Origin of the sequence: Colwellia sp. 12G3, from assembly GCF_002836775.1 — a bacterium.
GTDB lineage: Bacteria > Pseudomonadota > Gammaproteobacteria > Enterobacterales > Alteromonadaceae > Colwellia.
Map to the genome: position 1 here is coordinate 21,147 of NZ_PJAQ01000068.1, position 18,301 is coordinate 39,447.

14 protein-coding genes are annotated in these 18,301 nt (G+C 37.7%); 11 read left to right on the forward strand and 3 right to left on the reverse strand.

The features are described 5' to 3' along the window. The first annotated feature begins 81 nt into the window (after nucleotides 1-81). The 5 genes from CXF71_RS17765 to CXF71_RS17785 all read left to right on the forward strand — a co-directional run bounded on the left by CXF71_RS17765 (nucleotide 82) and on the right by CXF71_RS17785 (nucleotide 7,464). The gene (locus tag CXF71_RS17765; protein WP_101234284.1) at nucleotides 82-1,341 is read left to right on the forward strand and encodes an efflux RND transporter periplasmic adaptor subunit; all 1,260 of its coding nucleotides are present in this window, start codon (nucleotides 82-84) and stop codon (nucleotides 1,339-1,341) included. Between the two features lie 10 nt (nucleotides 1,342-1,351). After that, nucleotides 1,352-2,146, forward strand: a complete 795-nt coding sequence (locus CXF71_RS17770; RefSeq protein WP_101234285.1) for an ABC transporter ATP-binding protein — start codon at nucleotides 1,352-1,354, stop codon at nucleotides 2,144-2,146. Nucleotides 2,147-2,148: 2 nt separating this feature from the next. Then, on the forward strand, nucleotides 2,149-4,587 hold the full coding sequence (locus CXF71_RS17775; protein ID WP_101234286.1) for an ABC transporter permease: 2,439 nt from the start codon (nucleotides 2,149-2,151) through the stop codon (nucleotides 4,585-4,587). Between the two features lie 156 nt (nucleotides 4,588-4,743). Continuing rightward, nucleotides 4,744-6,108 carry a sigma-54-dependent transcriptional regulator gene (locus tag CXF71_RS17780; RefSeq protein ID WP_101234287.1) on the forward strand — a complete coding sequence of 455 codons (1,365 nt, stop codon included), beginning with the start codon at nucleotides 4,744-4,746 and terminating at the stop codon, nucleotides 6,106-6,108. Then, complete coding sequence (locus tag CXF71_RS17785; protein ID WP_232771539.1) at nucleotides 6,109-7,464, forward strand: sensor histidine kinase; 1,356 nt, start codon at nucleotides 6,109-6,111, stop codon at nucleotides 7,462-7,464. Nucleotides 7,465-7,582: 118 nt separating this feature from the next. On the opposite strand, the gene CXF71_RS17790 is transcribed toward CXF71_RS17785, so the two are convergent. Continuing rightward, nucleotides 7,583-7,819, reverse strand: a complete 237-nt coding sequence (locus tag CXF71_RS17790) for an RNA recognition motif domain-containing protein (RefSeq protein WP_101234288.1) — start codon at nucleotides 7,817-7,819, stop codon at nucleotides 7,583-7,585. Between the two features lie 141 nt (nucleotides 7,820-7,960). Here CXF71_RS17790 and CXF71_RS17795 point away from each other — a divergent pair, with 141 nt between their 5' ends. From CXF71_RS17795 to CXF71_RS17820, 6 genes are all read left to right on the forward strand, one after another. After that, nucleotides 7,961-8,305 (forward strand): 5-carboxymethyl-2-hydroxymuconate Delta-isomerase, encoded by a 345-nt coding sequence (locus CXF71_RS17795; RefSeq protein ID WP_101234289.1) that lies wholly within the window; start codon nucleotides 7,961-7,963, stop codon nucleotides 8,303-8,305. Between the two features lie 66 nt (nucleotides 8,306-8,371). Then, nucleotides 8,372-8,683 (forward strand): cupin, encoded by a 312-nt coding sequence (locus tag CXF71_RS17800; RefSeq protein ID WP_101234290.1) that lies wholly within the window; start codon nucleotides 8,372-8,374, stop codon nucleotides 8,681-8,683. A gap of 54 nt (nucleotides 8,684-8,737) precedes the next feature. After that, nucleotides 8,738-9,157 carry a hypothetical protein gene (locus tag CXF71_RS17805; RefSeq protein ID WP_101234291.1) on the forward strand — a complete coding sequence of 140 codons (420 nt, stop codon included), beginning with the start codon at nucleotides 8,738-8,740 and terminating at the stop codon, nucleotides 9,155-9,157. Nucleotides 9,158-9,247: 90 nt separating this feature from the next. Then, nucleotides 9,248-10,642 (forward strand): MipA/OmpV family protein, encoded by a 1,395-nt coding sequence (locus CXF71_RS17810; RefSeq protein ID WP_101234292.1) that lies wholly within the window; start codon nucleotides 9,248-9,250, stop codon nucleotides 10,640-10,642. 251 nt (nucleotides 10,643-10,893) lie between these two features. Further along, on the forward strand, nucleotides 10,894-11,709 hold the full coding sequence (locus CXF71_RS17815) for a substrate-binding periplasmic protein (protein ID WP_157826787.1): 816 nt from the start codon (nucleotides 10,894-10,896) through the stop codon (nucleotides 11,707-11,709). A gap of 400 nt (nucleotides 11,710-12,109) precedes the next feature. After that, on the forward strand, nucleotides 12,110-13,588 hold the full coding sequence (locus tag CXF71_RS17820) for a transporter substrate-binding domain-containing protein (protein ID WP_101234294.1): 1,479 nt from the start codon (nucleotides 12,110-12,112) through the stop codon (nucleotides 13,586-13,588). A 331-nt stretch (nucleotides 13,589-13,919) separates the two neighbouring features. Here the strand turns inward: CXF71_RS17820 and CXF71_RS17825 are convergent, their stop codons facing one another. Both CXF71_RS17825 and CXF71_RS17830 read right to left on the reverse strand, forming a co-directional pair. Next, complete coding sequence (locus CXF71_RS17825; protein ID WP_101234295.1) at nucleotides 13,920-17,009, reverse strand: efflux RND transporter permease subunit; 3,090 nt, start codon at nucleotides 17,007-17,009, stop codon at nucleotides 13,920-13,922. After that, on the reverse strand, nucleotides 17,009-18,133 hold the full coding sequence (locus tag CXF71_RS17830) for an efflux RND transporter periplasmic adaptor subunit (RefSeq protein ID WP_101234296.1): 1,125 nt from the start codon (nucleotides 18,131-18,133) through the stop codon (nucleotides 17,009-17,011). Before CXF71_RS17830 ends, CXF71_RS17825 begins: the two co-directional genes overlap by 1 nt. Nucleotides 18,134-18,301: the final 168 nt, after the last annotated feature.

Consider the following 18,301-nt stretch of genomic DNA (forward strand, 5'->3'; position numbering starts at 1 on the left):
AATGCATAAAACTTTGGCACGCATCTAGCTATTTAATATTCCATAACAACTTATTCCTTACATTATTGAAAAGGCCACAGCATGGACCTAACAACGACACTTCAAAAAAAGCCGCAAGGCTTTAATAAAAAAAGCCTACTCGTGATCTTCGTTTTATTGATGACCACAATACTCCTCTGGGGGGCAGCTTCACTTAACAGTGAACCACAGTTGGAGTTGACTTCACTGCGCATTGGAGAAGTAAAACAAGGTGACTTTAAGGTAAATGTCGCAGGTTATGGTCGTTTAAAAGCAAAATATCAACGCTTATTAACTAGTCAAACTCAAGCTATTGTCGAAAGTATTGCACTCTACCCTGGCGCTAAAGTCAGCAAAGATAGCATTATCATGACGCTATCTGATCCGCAACTTGAACAAGCAGTGATCAATGCAAGACTAGAGTTAGCACGACAAAATGCAGAGTTTAACCAGCAAATAATAGCCCATAAGAGTGAGCTTTTAGAGCACGATGCACAAATAGCCCTATTAAACAGTGAACTGGAAAATGCGCAATTAAGAGCCGAAGCTGAGCAGCAATTAATTGATAAAGGCATTGTTAGCGCACTTGATTTTAAACGTAGCCAGTTAGCTGTTCGTCAATTAAAGCAAAGAGTTTCCATTCAAAAAGTCAGACAAGAACACTTAAAAGCCATGCAAATTGAGCGCACAAAAATAGGCGAAGACCTTATTACCCAATACAAACACAACTTTACTATGATCAAAAAACGTTTTGATCGATTAACCGTTCGTGCAGGTCTTGATGGCGTACTGCAAACAATGCCTGTTGAGATTGGTCAAAGCTTATCACCCGGTACTCAGTTGGCGATGGTTGGCTCTGACAAAAAGTTAGTCGCGCAATTACGCGTACAGCAGAACCAAGCAGACCAAATAGCGATAGGTATGTCAGCCTCTATTCAAACCTCTGGTAACACTATAACGGCGACAGTGCTAAGAATTGACCCTGTAGTAACGGATGGTCGAGTCATGATTGAATTAGATTTAACCGGAGAATTACCAGCAAATGCTCGTCCAGAGCTAACAGTAGAAGGCAAAATTCACGTTAAAGAAATAAGCAATGCCCTTTATGTAGAACAACCTAACAACGTTTACGGTTTTAAAGAAAAAAACATCTATCGACTCAACCAAGATACACAAAGCGCGCAACTAACTTCAATAAAATTTGGTACACTTTCGGGTAATCAAATTGAGGTGCTTAGTGGTGCTCAACGCGGTGACAAACTCATTGTTTCAGATATGTCTCAATGGCCTGCCACCCAACAAAACCTACTTATAAATCAATAAAGGAATGATAATGAACAACACAACAAGCCCTATAAAAGCAGTAGAAAACACTAAACAAAAGCCAATAATTTCATTAAACAACATTTCAAAAGTCTATCATTCATCCAATATAGAAATTAAAGCGTTAACGGATATCAGTCTAGACATTATGGCCGGCGATTACTTATCTATCAGCGGACCGTCTGGCTGTGGTAAATCAACATTATTATCACTACTAGGTTTACTAGATTCACCAAGTAGTGGTGAATACCGTATTGAGAACGTTGAGACTCACAATTTAACCATGGACCAACAGGCAGAATTAAGAAACCTACATATAGGCTTTGTTTTTCAATCATTTAATCTAATTGATGAGTTAAGTATTTTCGACAATGTTGCCTTACCACTGACCTACCGAGAAGAGACGTTAACCAAAGTAGAGATAGAGCAACGTGTCATGCAAGCATTGACTCAAGTAGAAATGGAACACAGAAAAAGCCACAAACCCAATCAACTTTCAGGTGGCCAACAACAACGTGTCGCAATCGCTAGAGCACTCGCTGGTCAGCCAAGTATATTATTGGTCGATGAGCCTACAGGTAACCTAGATTCTAAAAATGGCGATGCGGTGATGGATATACTTAACAATCTAAATAAGCAGGGAACGACTATTTGTATGGTTACCCATGATGTTAGATATGCAGGCCATGCAACGAAACAAATTCAATTACTTGATGGTAAAGTTATTCATTTTTCACACGCCCAAGAAAACACACCAAGCAATGAAGATGTTATCGCTCACTTACCTGAAAAAGCCGTGGTGTAATTATGAATGCTTTTATCAAAACTAAAACGCAATTTAACCTTGCATTTAGGTCACTAAAAAATGCACCAGGCTTTGTTGCCTCGGTAATGGTTACCATGTCACTCACACTGGCAACCTTGTTTGTGGTTTTTTCCTTAGTAAATACGTATTTTTTAAAACCTCTCAACGTATTAGATGAACAAAAACTTTATGTCGTTGAGCAAGAAGTCGATACGCCTGCAGGTACTCACAGCGGTTATCAAAGTTATAAAGCTATTATTCATTGGTATAAAACTCAAAGTAGCTTTGACAAGCTTACCCCGGTAAGCCCTAATAATTTGATACTAACTAGTCTACCAGGTGAGCCTAAGGTAGTGGCTACTTTTGCCATGCCAGACTATTTTGACCTATTCAAAGTACCTATGTTGTTAGGGCAAAGTTTTGCTAATAACCTGTCTTTAGAACAAGCATCTGATAACGTTGTTATTTCAGAAGATTTTTGGCACAAATATTTTGACCGTAGTCCTGAGATTATCGGTCAAACAATTAACGATGGCGATCGCTCATTTACCATCATTGGTGTAGTCGCTAAAACGTTTGAAGCACCTTATATGTTCTATAGTGGCAAAACAGATATTTGGTTGCACTTTGGCTCTGACCAACGCTTCTTTAATAATGGCGCATTTGACAACCCATGGGACAATACTTATAAGTCATTAAAATTAGTGGGCACTGCAAAAGTAGGAACTAGCCAAGCAAGTATCTTGCAAGACCTTGATGATCGCATTGAAGATATTCGTGCAGAATGGCTCGAAGGTTACGAAACATCCATTGATTTTAGACCGCTTGTTACCCCTTATAGAACGGTCGAGTTAGGTGACAAGGGACATTTAAGCTTATTCTTATTAGCTGGTACTTTAGGACTATTACTTATCGCGGTAGTCAATGTCTGTAATTTATTTTTCTCTCGTGCTTTAGCCCAGCATAAAACCTTAGCACTTCAAGCAGTACTGGGCGCAAAACGTCGTTTATTGTTCAGTGCTATTTTAACTCAAACGCTACTATTGATGAGTTCATCGGTGGCAATTGCGCTATTTTTATCTGCTTGGGGCATAAAGTTATTTAAGCACCTCGCCATGGGTAAATTACCTTTAGTACAATCACTTACTATTGACGTTAACTTATTAGCCGTTGCTATCGCCCTAAGCTTATTTTTAGCCTATCTATTTGCCCTAGTCACCTCACGCTTAGTTGATTACAAGGCGTTAAAAAACCAATTACAATCGAGTGGTAAAGGTAGCGTCAATCAAGTTTCAGCCCGTACGGTAAAAATACTCATAACAACACAAATGACCTTTGCGAGTTTGTTAATCATCTTTGCTTGTTTAGCACTGACCAAAACCCATCAAACACTCGACCGTCCAATGGGCAGTAAAGTTGATAACATGTATTCTTTTACCGCCTTTATTCGAGGTGAAAATGAGGTGCTTTCAGTACCTGAGCGTTTTGATAAAAACCAAAGGGTTAAAAGAGCATTTGAGCAACTGCCTCAAGTTGAAAAAGTATCAAGTGGCAGAAGCCCTGTCGCGATTCGAATTACCAAATCAAACTTAACAGATATGGATGGTAAGGCGACCGACTTTGTACCACAGGTCTGGGTGGGCAGTGATTATTTCGAACATACCGGTCTAAAAATACTTAAAGGACGTACCTTTAGTGATGAAGCACTGCGTGGTGAAAAAAATGAAGTGATGGTTACCCAAAGTTTGGCCTTTCTTCTAGATCCAAGTGGCGATGTACTGGGCAAAGTCTATGATGGTCATAATCCAAAAAATGAAATAGTGGGTATTACCGAAAACTTTAATCACCCTAACTTTTTTGATCAAGATAAAGGCAGACATATTTGGTGGCCTAACCAACCCTTTAGCTACGACTTAATTGTTGAAACTAAACCCGGTTATGCCCTAGATCAAGAAAAGGTGTTATTAATTCTTCGCAAAGAAGATGCTCGCTTTAACATATGGGAGTTTCGTTCACTTGAGACAGTGTTTGAGCAGATCATTTATATGGATATAATCACCTTATATTTAAGCTATATACTTGCCGCTTTTACTCTACTACTTGCTAGTGTTGGTATTTATGGAGTGCTGAGTTATAACCTAGGTTTACGCCGCTTTGAGTTTGGTATTCGTATGGCACTTGGCGCTAAAAAAGCGAGGCTCTATAAATTGCTTATTAAAGATGCCATAGTACCTTTACTACTCGGCGTGGTATTGGCAAATATTATTACTTTGGTGATTTATAATCAATTTAAGGCAAGCTTAAGCCCTTGGTTAACCTTTGATATTAGCTTTGCCCTACCGGCAATATTAATAAGCACGAGTATTGCAATATATGCCAGTATCAGACCTATGCAAAAGATTATTAAAGCAAGACCAATGAAAGCCTTACGAAACGAGTAATTAATACAAGTTCATTATACATGTAACTGCATTAGCTAAGGTAAACTACTCAACTCAATAGCTAATGTCGTTACCTGTTTTATCAGTTGATGTATCTTAAATAATTTAATTGAAACTCACCTTATTGAATAAGCTAAATGGAAGTCTAGTCATACTATGAATAAAGTTCTGATTGTTGACGATCAACTTGATGTACGCATGTCAGCATCAATCGCCTTAAGCAACCACGGATTCTCTTGTGTTGAAGCCGATAGTCCGTTGCAAGCGATGCAAATAGTCACCACCGATAAGATTGACCTTATCTTGCTTGATATGAATTACTCCAGTGATACTACTTCAGGGCAAGAAGGACTCACCTTTTTACAACAGCTGCAAAGTAAAAATATTAATGTACCCGTTGTGGTAATGACGGCTTGGGCAAGTATTGATATCGCAGTGCAAGCTATGCAACTTAATGCGGTTGATTTCATCGAAAAACCTTGGAAAAATACTCGTTTGGTCGCTATTGTCAAACAGCAAATTAGCAGCGCACAATTACATCGTGAAAATGCTCGCTACACCGCGCTCAGTAAACCCTCTACTAGTCAAGATTACTTAGTACAATCGCCCGTTATGCTTGAATTATTGGCCAAAGCCAAGCGAGCAGCGCCAACGGACGCTAATATTTTACTTACCGGCGAAAATGGCACCGGCAAAAGTCTATTAGCCAATTATATTCATCAACATTCAAACCGAGCAGATAACCGCTTTGTTAGTGTCAATATGGGCGCGATACCTGAATCTCTTTTTGAAAGTGAATTATTTGGTCATAAAAAAGGCGCTTTTACTGATGCTAAAGAGAATCGCTTAGGGCGATTTGATATTGCTTCTGACGGTACACTCTTTTTAGATGAAATAGGCACGCTAGGCGCTAACTTACAAAGTAAGATTTTACGGGTACTAGAAAGTGGAGAATATGAAGTGGTTGGTTCAAGTCAAACAGAAAAGACCAACGCTCGAATTATTTCAGCCACCAATGCAAATCTTGAACAAATGATTGCCTCTGAGGGCTTTCGTCGTGACCTACTCTTTAGGCTAAATACTATTGAGCTTCATATTCCGCCGCTACGAGAACGCCCTGAAGATATCACATTACTTGCAGAGCACCTTTTAGCAAAACATGCGACTAAGTATCACCGTGGTGAGATGACATTATCTAGCGCTGCGCATGCTGCTATTTTACAACATCCTTGGGTAGGTAATGTACGTGAACTAAGTCATAGTATAGAGCGCGCAGTAATCATGTCAGAACACAACGTACTTGATGTTAACGTACTTAGTTTAAATAACCACAGCGAGAATACATCACAAAGTTGGCCGCTAATGACTTTAGATGAAAGTGAGAAAAGAACCTTAATTGCCGCGATAAAACATTTTCAAGGCAATGTTATTGAAGCGGGTGACTACTTAGGCATGAGTAAGTCAGCCATTTACCGACGACTAGAAAAATTTGCTATTGATCCTAAAAACTTGGAGCTTTAATTGAGTAAGTTGGCAAACAAAGAAGTAAGTAGTCACTTACGCGATAAATCATCACTAGAGGGTAAGCTGATCTACCTATTCAGCTTTTTGGCTTTAATGCCTCTAATCCCATGCGTTTACATTATCAACTCATTAGCATTAGAGTTACTTAGCGCTAGTACTTTACTTCTTGTTATGATTATTCCAAGTCTGTGGGCAGCCAATCGCTGTTTTCACTATGTTACCGATACCCTTGAACGCATTAGCTTACAGCTAGATTCTATAGGTAATGAAGAGTTCAATAGTTGGCATTTAGCTGAGTTTAATAGTGGCCGAGTAACTAATCTTAAACGTGATTTTGAAAAACTCAGTGGCAAGTTACAGGCAAAACGCTTTGAATACATGCACAATGAATCATTTTTGTCTGAATTCATTAAAGAGTTAAACTTGCCCATTCTGGTGCTGGACCATCATCAACAAATATATTCTGCTAATCATGCCATTGAATTATTGTTAAAAATACCAACAAATAACTTACTTGGTAAGCATGCACAAACATTAGGTTTAGCTTTTGAGGATAACAAATGGCAGCAGACCAATGATACTCAATTGGTACAACGCTTTGAAGTAACACATCACGTAGTAAAGCGCAGTGGTCGGAACTATCAACTACTGGTGTTATTTTCTATTGAACAACAACTCAGAGCCAACGAAAAACAGGTGTGGCAACGATTAATTAGAGTGCTCAATCATGAAGTCAGAAACTCATTAACGCCCATTTACTCTATGACACAGTCTTTACAAGAGATGAAACTCACGGGGCCATTAACACCTGAGCAAGAAGTCCTTGAAAAAAACATTTTACACGTCATCGAAAAACGCTCGTTACAGCTTTTAGAGTTTGTCGAAAACTATTCTGCCTTTAGTAAATTAGCGCCTGCAAAAATGGCGGTGGTTTATCCAAAAGACATCGCCCAGCGTATGCAAGCCATTTTCCCTAAGCTAATGGTAAAACTTGATGATAGTGAGTTGCCATTTCTCGCCGACGCTGGTCAATTAGAGCAAGCGTTAATTAACTTAATTAAGAATGCTTTTGAAGCCTGTGAAGGCAATGAAACTAATCCTGATGTACAAATGCAATGGCAACAAAGCAGCCAACAGACAATTATCAATATTATCGATTCAGGACAAGGCATAGCCAATAACGATAATTTGTTTGTGCCGTTTTATTCCACCAAAGCACAAGGATCCGGTATTGGCTTAATTATCAGTAGGGAGTTTATTCGTAATCAAGAAGGTGAACTGACTTTAAAGAACCGCAAAGATGCCAGGGGGGCTATAGCGAGTGTTAGTTTGTCGACTGTGCTTGAGCAATAGTATGTAATGCACAGATCTGAAAATAGTAAACTAGCTTAAGTATAATGACTTTATGACATAAAAAAACCAGCGATAAGGCTGGTTTTTTACTTTCAATAATATGACGAGAATAATAAATTTACTGAGCCATTTTTACTCGGATTTTATTCTTAGCAACTCTTGTTTCATGCAAGTTAGATAGTGCTACTTTTGCTTCTGCCTCATTAGGCATGATAACAAAGGCAAAACCTTTTGATTTAGCGGTTACTTGGTCTAAAACTAAGCTACATTCTGTGACTGCGCCATGGGCGGAAAATAAAATACGAAGTTCTTGCTCGGTTGTTGAGCGAGAAAGGTTACGAACTAAAAGTTTCATAATGAACCGTTTGATTGTGATTTATACGCTAATTGTCTCATAATTTGGTAATAGACCAAGCTATATTATGCATTTAAAACAAAATAACTTATTGTTGAGCTCTAGACCTTCAACAATTTCTCTCTCTGACAAGGAATAGCAATGCCACATTTTGTCATGGACTGCTCACAAAGCGTCTTAACATCACATAAAGAAAGCTTTATCATCGAACAAGTTCACTTTGTTGCTTACGCAACAGGATTATTTGAAGAGGGTGATATCAAAGTAAGAATGAACCCTTTTAAAAATTTTATTGTTGGTAATAAATCCGACGACTTCATTCACGTTTTTGCTCATATAATGCAAGGACGAACCACAGAACAAAAAGCATTTTTATCAAAAGAGATAGTAACTAAGCTGGCAACCATGTTTCCTGATATAAAAAATATTGCCATGAACATTAGTGACTTTGAAAAGGCCACTTATTGTAACAAAGCTATGCTGTAATCCTCCCTCCTTTAATATATTCATGAATAAAGTTGAAACTCCTATTTATAAAGTTCAGGAACTGTTTTGGAAATAACAAGAAGTAAAGAGTTTACCGCCACACGTGCTTGGGGCGCTAAAGACATCGCTAGTATGAACGGTATTACCACGCGTTTACATTGGACCGACAAGCCCTACCAATGGCACATTAATGATGGTGAAGAAGTCTTTGTCGTTTTAGGTGGTGTCGTCGAAATGCGTTATAAAGAAAATGACCTTGAGCTAACAACCCGATTAAATACGGGCGATATTTTTTATGCTAGTGTTGGTACAGAACATGTTGCTATTCCCCTAGGTGAAGCGAGAATATTAGTGATTGAATCAGAGGGCAGCATATAAGTTAGCTGTGCTCTAATCGCCCATAAATCATCTCTATAAGGACGTTACCAAACCATGAATATATATTTACTCATCGCTGGTTTATTAAGCGCTGTTGCTGCCCTTTTACATCTGGGCTGTATCTATTTTGGCGCCTCATGGTATCGCTTCTTCGGTGCAGGTGAACAAATGGCATTAATGGCTGAGCAAGGTAGTTTACAACCTACCATTATCACCTTGATTATTTTCTCCGTTTTATCATTCTGGTCAGCTTATGCTTTTTCTGCCGCAGGGCTTATTATTCGCCTGCCCTTTATTCGAATAGTACTTTCCCTCATTACCCTAGTATATATAGTGCGTGGCATAGCTGGCTTTACGCTAATAAATAGCCCTATGGGACGTAGCCCTGAATTTTGGCTGTGGAGTTCAGCAATTTGTTTAAGTTTAGGTGTTATTCATATTATGGGTTTAAAACAAGAGTGGGCGAAACTGTAGATCCAAAAAAATTTTTAGTACCACAATTGACTAATGATACACTAAACAAAATAAACACCACTTTGCCTTATAAAGTTACTTAGGATCACAATGCGTTACTTTGCTGCAATATCATTTACTCTCACCTTACTATTTTCATCAAGCCTTTTAGCGGAAACCTCTACAGAATCAGGTATTCAGAAAAGTACTCAAAATAGCTCTCAAAAAAATAGTAATACCACGCTAGAATCCAATGCAAGCAATAAAATTTTTCAAGAGCAAACATGGGGACTCGGTGTGCTCTTTAGAAATGCAGAAATCCCCTTCGATACTAAAGCTGATAATGTCACTAGCTTTGTTCCTATGATGTTTTATCAAGGAGAAACCTTTTTTCTTCGTGGCATTGAAGGCGGTGCTCACCTATACAAAAAAAACGATTGGCAGTTTAGTGCCATAGCACGTATGCGTTTTTTCGATATTCCTGCTGAATATCAAAATGAAGTACAAGGTGACACGGTAGATTTAGGCTTTCAAGCAAGAAAGTCATTCAGTAAAGGCAGTTTTTTTGATGTTGAACTCTTTAGCGATCTTGAAGGTAACCCTTATGCTAACTTGAGTCAAAGTTGGTACTTTCAACACGACAGTTGGGAGTTTATGCCCAAAGTTAGTGCCCGTTATAAGAGTGCCAGCTTTAATAGTCATTATTACGCCTTAACGGGGATAACTGAGATATCTGAACAAAATATTGGTGCGGGTATTGAAGTGAATGCCGGTATTGAAACTCGCTATCATGTAGCAAAAAACTTTTATTTGTTGGCCTCAGTCAATGGCACCTTACTTGATAAAAATGCCTATGATAGTGACGTAATTAGTCAGCGGTGGCAAAGTGAAGCCTATTTAGGCTTCGCCTTTTTTAATGATATCAGTAAACCCAAAAAATCAGACCTAACGAATCATGGCTATTTACGTTTAGCTCATGGTTGGGCAACGCCTTCTAATATTGGCGATATTCTCGCAGGTGATACGGTCAAAGATGAATATAATAATCAACTCTCCTCATTATTTTACGGACTACCATTAACGGATGAGTTATTTTCACTGCCGATCGATATCTATTTAACCCCTGGTTTTGTTTGGCATTGGAATTCAGAGGTTCAAGATTCAGAGCAAGAATATGTACTGGCAATAAAAGCCTACTACACCATAAATTGGCCTGTACGTTGGCGTGTAGGATTGGCAGAAGGATTATCTTATGTTTCTGATGTCTCTTACGTTGAAGCATCAGAAATGGAACGAAAAGGCTACCGCCCTAGTGAGTTAATGAACTATATAGATTTTACGGTAGATATTAATTTAGGTGATATTTTTAATGTGAATGCGCTCAATGAAACTTGGCTAGGTTATAGCATCCATCATCGTTCTGCTATTTTTGAATCCGCATCGCAATTTGGCCGTATTAAAGGGGGCAGTAATTATAATACTGTTTATGTACAATTTGACTTTTAATCACTATGACCTTAGTTAGTCTGGCTAAGTGACATGTTTTAGATGAATAACGTTAAGATTCCCAACAACTATATACTTCAAACGTTACCAAGCTAGTTGATTGATATCTAGTATATAAATATGAGATTCATCAATATTTAGCTTGAAAACTCGACTATCAATCAGTGAATAGCTTGTAATGTCGTGCTGGCAAGCTACTATATTTATAATAGTTTTATAATTATATACGTATCATGCTGAGTAGGATTATTATGTTTATCAAGGAGTTAAATAAAAAGAGTAAGCCAGATTTATTTACGTCTAACTGGCTAAAAATATCACTACGAAATAGGTGGTCACATTTAATTTTAATATTGATGTTAACTTTTCCCTCATCTGCCTCTTTTTCTCAAGCAGAAAAAATTAAAATAGCCATTGGCGACGATTTAGCACCATGGATATTTGGCAATGGCCAGTCGGGTATTTTAATTGATTTGGTTAGAGATTGCCTGAAACCTGCCAATTCTACACTAGAATTTATTGCCTACCCATATGGTCGACGACTTATGGCATATAAAAAAATGGATGTTGACGCCGTCATAGACATCAACACTAAAACTATTAGCAGTGAACAATTAGTGGGTTTTTTCACTGGTAATCTATATGCTTATGAAAATTTCGCTTTTTCACTTTCTGAAAATAACTTTTCAGTAATAAACATAACCGATTTAGAAAAGTATTCTTTGCTTTCGTGGCAAGGTGCTATCAATCATCTTGATGGCGAGTACGCAGATATGGCAAGAGGAAATCCAAATTATGCTGAAACTAGCCGTCAAAGTAATCAGGTAAGCATGCTGTTCAGAAAGCGAGTAGACTTTATTCAACTTGATTATCAGATATACAATTACTACAAAACAAAATTAATAGAGGCAAATGAGATTGACAGCAAGTTAGATGTGACCTCATTCGCACTGTTTGGTAAAAGCCCTAATGGACTGATGTTTAGAGATAAAGAATTAAGAGATATTTGTAGAAATGAATTAGAGAAAATTGAGATGAAAATTAAATATAAAGAAATATCACCATGAAACATAGTTGCGTTTAACTACAAACGACGAAGTTTTTCTCAACTTCACCGCATTAATGATGGTTGAGATTGTAACCTAACGGGTAGATATCATTCATCTTCGTTAGCCTATATCAGATAGGGTTCCGCTTTCCTTTTCTACTAGATACTCAGTGGAAGCCCTGCACAATCGATACTTTAACTCAGTAAGAAGCTATCGTGTTTTATCCCAACAAAAGGTGGTTTTGACATCTATTAAATAATTAATATCATTATACTATCGCTTTGATAAACTTGAACTTAAGAGTTAACAAACATAGCGCTGCTAGGTCTACGCTAAGTTAACTTAAAATTGTATTAAATTATCACAAGCATTTTCTATTATTTAGATGTATATATATATACTTGATAAAAGTTTTTAATTGAAAGAGGACTTGAATATTAAGGCTTTATTTTTTTTATTATATCTAATCAGTTATTGCTCTTATGCTCAACAATTAAAAATTGGGGCTGATGAGTGGCCAGGCTTTACAAATGCTAATGGCACAGGGATATATTTCGAATTATTACAACGTATATACTCTGAAAAAAACATTGGTATTAGAATAGATAGCTACAACAGAGTGCTTAATAGCTTTAATAAAAACGAGATTGATATCATTGTTGGTGTCTACCGAGAAGATGTCCAACAAGCCCTCATCCCCGACTGGTTTTTAGATACCGAATATCCGATAACCGCCTTTTATAACCCTGCACTGACCAAGATAAATAACGTCTCAGATATTAAGAATAAAAGAATATCCTGGAAGCGAGGTTATCATTTTGAGAAGTTTATATCTGATATTAAAGATGTTTACTTGGTTAATGAGGCTGACACTGGATTTGAACTGCTTAACAAAAATCGAATCGACGTCTTTATAGATTTCCCTAAGAATATTCCCAAAAAATATCAGCAACGTTTCATTTCTCTTGAAGTCGTTCCGTCTCGCCATATTTATTTGGCATTTCAAAAAAATAAACAAGGTGAATTATTAGCCAAACAGTTCGACGAAAAAATGGCTGACTTAAGAAGTTCAGGAGAGTTAGCTGAAATTTTTAATAATGAATACATTCATTCAGATTTAGATAATTTCAAGACAAATTTAGAACCTATAATTGTTATCACTGAAGATTCAAATCTCTCAATTCAGTATGAAAATTTAGATCAAAGCTCAACTGAAGGTCAAATTATCAATTTAATTCAAGCAAAGTTAGAAAATTACCGCATTGAATTTAAAGTTTTACTGTCTTTAGAAAATATTAATCAATACAGTAGTGAAGAAAGAACATGTTTTAATGTCATGTTAAAAACAGCTGAACGAGCTAAACGTTTTATATTCAGTGAGCCATCAAGTTTATATATGGGATTGCGTTTATACAGTAAAACAGATCTCCACTTGTCTGATCCAATAGAACTATCTGATTTATTAGCTGCACACCCAAAGGCTAAAATAGGCATTACACTAGGACAGAATTATGGCTCTCAAATAGAGCAACAACTAAGTAACATTAACCAAACTCAAATAGTACCTATGCCCGTTGATAAGTCTTCAAAGTATCATATGTTTGAAGACGATAACTTTACTTATATGCTGCAATATCCAGAAGAAATTGCAAGTAATTGGCCGAAAATTAGCGACGAGGATTTATACAGCTACGAATTAAAAGATGTGGATAAATATGTACTTGGTCATATGATGTGTAGTAAAACAAAATCTAGTGAAAATTTCATTCGAGCCTATAATAAAGCCCTAAAAGATACAATTCAAAGTGGTGTTTTTTTCGATATCCAATACCGTGTCGTGAGTAAAGATAGTCAAAAAGACTTTATTAAATATTTTAATAAAGTCTTCAACAACTGATGTGCTTGCTGCCCATTTCAATAAGTAACCTGAACTTTATAGCCGTTACCAATCAAAGTGCATGATTTTATTGATAATTAAAATGCCTTTAGGCAAGAGAAATAATTAAAGCATAGTTAGTCTATAGTTTAATTATTTAACGCTGTATAAAGTTATTTTAACCCCATCACAGCGCCTTGAATTGAAATTTATCGAACACTCTAAAACATGCATCTTGAATGATAACAGGTATAGATAAGCAGTACTTTTACTCAAATCGACTCACACCGGTAAATGGTCCAAACCATTTTCACTATTAAGCTCTCTTAGCCTTAAATATAGTAATGAGTCATTAACTTTTCTGTTCTGCCTTTTCAATTTCATTGGCAATCGCTTGCGGTGAGCTAGTATTACGGCATAACCAATAATAGGCGCCAGGGACAATAAATAAAGTAAATATACTCGCCAATGATACACCCGCAAAAATTACCACACCAATAACCATTCGACTTTCTGCGCCTGGGCCAACCGCTAATACTAAAGGAATAGCACTAGTTACTGTGGTGAATGTTGTCATAACAATAGGACGTAATCTTTGCTGTGAAGCACTAATTAATGCCTCTTCAAAAGCTATACCTTTGTCACGTAACTGGTTTGCAAATTCTACAATTAAAATACCATTTTTAGCCGCTAAACCAATCAGCATGACAATACCAATTTGACTGTAAATATTTAAACTCATGCCCATCAGTTCTAGCCCGGCAAGTGCCCCAACAAGCGCTAGCGGTACGGTGAGTAAAATAACAAAGGGATGAATAAAGCTTTCAAACTGCGCAGCTAACACTAAATAAGTAATTAACAGTGCCAATAAGAAAACAAACATGATGGAATTACCTGACTCTTTTAGCAATAACGACTCGCCTTTATAATCCACTTGTACATGTTCTGGCAGTTTGTTCTTAGTCACATCAACAAGGAAGTCTAGCGCGTCACCTAAAGCGTAACCATCAGCCAAGTTCGCGGTAACAGTAATACTGCGCAGGCGGTTATAACGATTCAGTCGAGATGACGTGGCATTTTCACCAATATTCAATACGCTAGCTAATGGAATGAGTTTATCTGTTGTTCTAGAACGTACATAAAGGTTGTCGATATCAGTCGGACTTTGAAATTGCTTTTCATCACCCTCAACAATGACATCATATTCTTCACCTCGATCAACAAACGTAGTAACACGACGTTGGCCTAGCATTGTCTCTAAGGTTTCGGCGATATCACCAACAGGTACACCTAAATCATAGGCACGTTCACGGTCTATTTGAACTAATAACTGAGGATATGTTTCTTGGTAATCACTGTTGATATTCGATAAGTTAGGATTCTTTTGCGCTTCAGTGATCAAAATATCACGCCACTGAGCGAGTTCTTCAAAGGTATTACCCTGTAGAACAAAAGACACTGGTGCATTACTACCGCCACCGCCACCAATACCACGTCGCATAATGGCAAAGGCACGTACATCAGTCACACTTTGCATATCAGAGTTTATTTTATTAATAAAACTAAAGGTATCAATGCTACGTTTATCCCATTCAGGTAAGCCAACAATAGCAATACCACCGCTGCCACCAAAGCCAGGTACGCGCACTAACACCCGCTCCAATTCACCTTCAGCTTGATAACCTAAAAGCTTCTCTTCAATTTTATGCATGTTTTTCACGTTACTTTCATAACTTGCACCTTCAGCGCTTTGCATCATTAAAAAGAAATTACCGCGATCTTCTTTAGGTGTGTATTCAGAAGGTAATTTATTAAACAGTAAAAAGACTGCTGCTAGTGCTAAACCCAACACAAGGACGATAAGCATGGGTTGATGAATGCTGCTTTTCAGGGCGCGACCATAAGACGCTTCAAGACTAGCAAAAGCACGATCTAACTTTTGACCAAAAGAAGAACTCCTTTCTCTGTGCTTCAACATTTTTGAACACATCATGGGCGTCAATGACAACGCAGTTAGGCTTGAAAATATTACCGCGGCGGCTATAGCGATAGCAAACTCGGTAAATAATCGCCCCATATTGCCGGATAAAAATATCAGAGGCACAAAGACGGCAACCAGTACTAAGGTAGTGGCAACAACAGCAAAAGCAACTTCCCTGCCCCCTTCATACGCGGCTATGAGTGGCGCTTGACCATTTTCAATACGACGATAAATATTTTCAAGTACAACGATGGCATCATCAACTACCAAGCCAATAGCGAGTACTAAGGCGAGTAGTGTTAATAGATTAATGGAGAATCCAAACCAAGATAACGCCATCATTGAACCAATTAAGGCTACAGGCACGGTAACAGCAGGAATCAAGGTCGCGCGAACATTACCGAGGAATAAAAAGATAACTAATACCACCATCAACATGGCGATAATTAACGTGTTATATACTTCATCAATCGAGCCTTGAATGAAAACAGAACTGTCGTAACTATTAGTAATAGTGGTACCAACAGGTAAAGTATTACGAATAGCGATCATCTCTTTTCTTGCTGACTTAACAACATCTAAGGTATTACCTTTTGATTGCTTGATTACACCTAAGCCAACCATATTCTTGCCATTACCACGAAACATGTTTTCATCATCTTGCGCGCCAATAAAAACCTCAGCAACATCGCCTAAACGTACCAATGAATTACTTTCAGAACGATCAATAACCATATTGGCAAAATCTTGTTCTGATAAATAACTACGCTCTACCCGAATAGAGAAATCTCTATCAACCGACTCAATACGTCCTGCTGGTAATTCAACATTTTCATCACGCAAAGTACGCTCAATATCCTGCACCGTAATATTACGCGCCGCCATTGAAGCACGGTTAAGGCGTATTTTCATTGCATAGGTACGTCCACCACCAACACGCACGCGAGCAACACCGTCAACCACAGCAAAACGGTCTACAATATAGCGGTTTGCATAATCAGTTAGCGCAAGTGTACTCATGGTTTCACTTTGTAAAACAAACCAAACAATGACGCTTTCATCATCATTAGCTTTAGAGACTTCAGGTGGATCTGCTTGCTCTGGTAAGTTATTGAGTGCCCGTGATATACGGTCGCGTACATCATTAGTCGCCGCATCAATATCACGGTCTAAATTAAACTCAATAGTAATGCTAGAACGACCAACACGGCTATTTGAGTTAATGGTTTTAACCCCTTCAACGCCACTAATTCTGTCTTCAAGTAATTGGGTTATTTTAGTCTCAACAATGGCCGCTGATGCACCGGGATAATTGGTGCTGATATTAACAATAGGCGGATCAATATCAGGATATTCTCGTAATGGCAGCATTAAAAAAGCAACAATACCAAAAGTGATGATAAGTAAGTTTATAACCGTAGCAAAGACCGGTCTTTTAACCGATAAATCAGATAAAATCACTAGGTCTTGCTCCCATTTTCAGGAGTAGCAATTTCAGCTTCTGGCTCAATAATACTTACAGCAGAGCCATCACGAAGTTTCAGTGCCCCTTCGACAACCACTTGTTCACCTTCAACTAGGCCTGATGTAACTTCAACCACACCAGGGTGACGTCGACCAATTTTTATTACCTTACGCACAGCTTTATCTTCATTAACAACAAACACGTAATGAATATTTTCTATCGGAATAATACTACTTTCAGGTAATTGCAGGATATTTTCTACTTGTAATAACACGCTAATATTAAGCAACATACCTGGGCGAAGTTTTAACGCTTTATTACTGATGGTAGCGCGAACTTTAATACTGCGAGTACTTGAGTCAATGCGGCTATCAATAGCGGTAATTTTTCCCACAAACTTTTTATCTTGGTAGGCACTATTAAAAGCAGTCACTTGTTGACCCACATGAATATGGGTAAGTAAACGTTCAGGTAAATGAAAGTCGACCTTGATACTACTTAAGTCATCCAAACTAGTAATAACATCACCAGCATCAATATAGGCCCCTTTACTCACTTCACGAAAGCCAAGCACACCAGAAAATGGTGCACGAATAGTTAAATCATTTAATTTAGCGTTTGCACTAACAAGTTGTGCTTCAATCGCTTTAGTTTTCGCTTCTTGCTGCTCGACTAAAGACTTAGAGGTTGCTCTACTTGACAGCAACTCAGTTAAACGCTTTAAATGCGCTTGTGATTCTGACAAATTGGCAGTTAACTCGTTAACTTTTGCCAACTCTTCTTGATTATTCAGCTTAACTAACACAGCGCCTTTTTTTACTTTCTGACCATCGTCAAAATAGATTTCATCAACAAGGTCTGAATATTTACTAGTGATAACCACTTGCTCATTTGCGCGTGCTGTACCTACTCCTTCAACACTTTCAATAAATTCAGTAAGTACCACAGGCACCATTTTAACGGCAACGACACGTTTAAATTGACTTTTTTCCTGCTTAGCTTCAGGCCATTGCAAATAAGCAATTAAGGTCACTAAAATGGCAACTAAAATGAATAAAGGTAAACGGCTAGTAAAAGTCGAAGTACTCGTTGGCGCTGTGGATACAGACTTATTTGACATAAAGATTCTCTAATAGAATATTGATAATGAGGTTAAACAGTACATTTAGCGACTATTTGCACACAAATACTATAACCTATAGCCTAGTTAATAGCATTTACCTAGCCGGTAACTTAGCTTAAAATATTAACCACTTAACGCAAATTAACTCAAATTAACGCCAAAGAG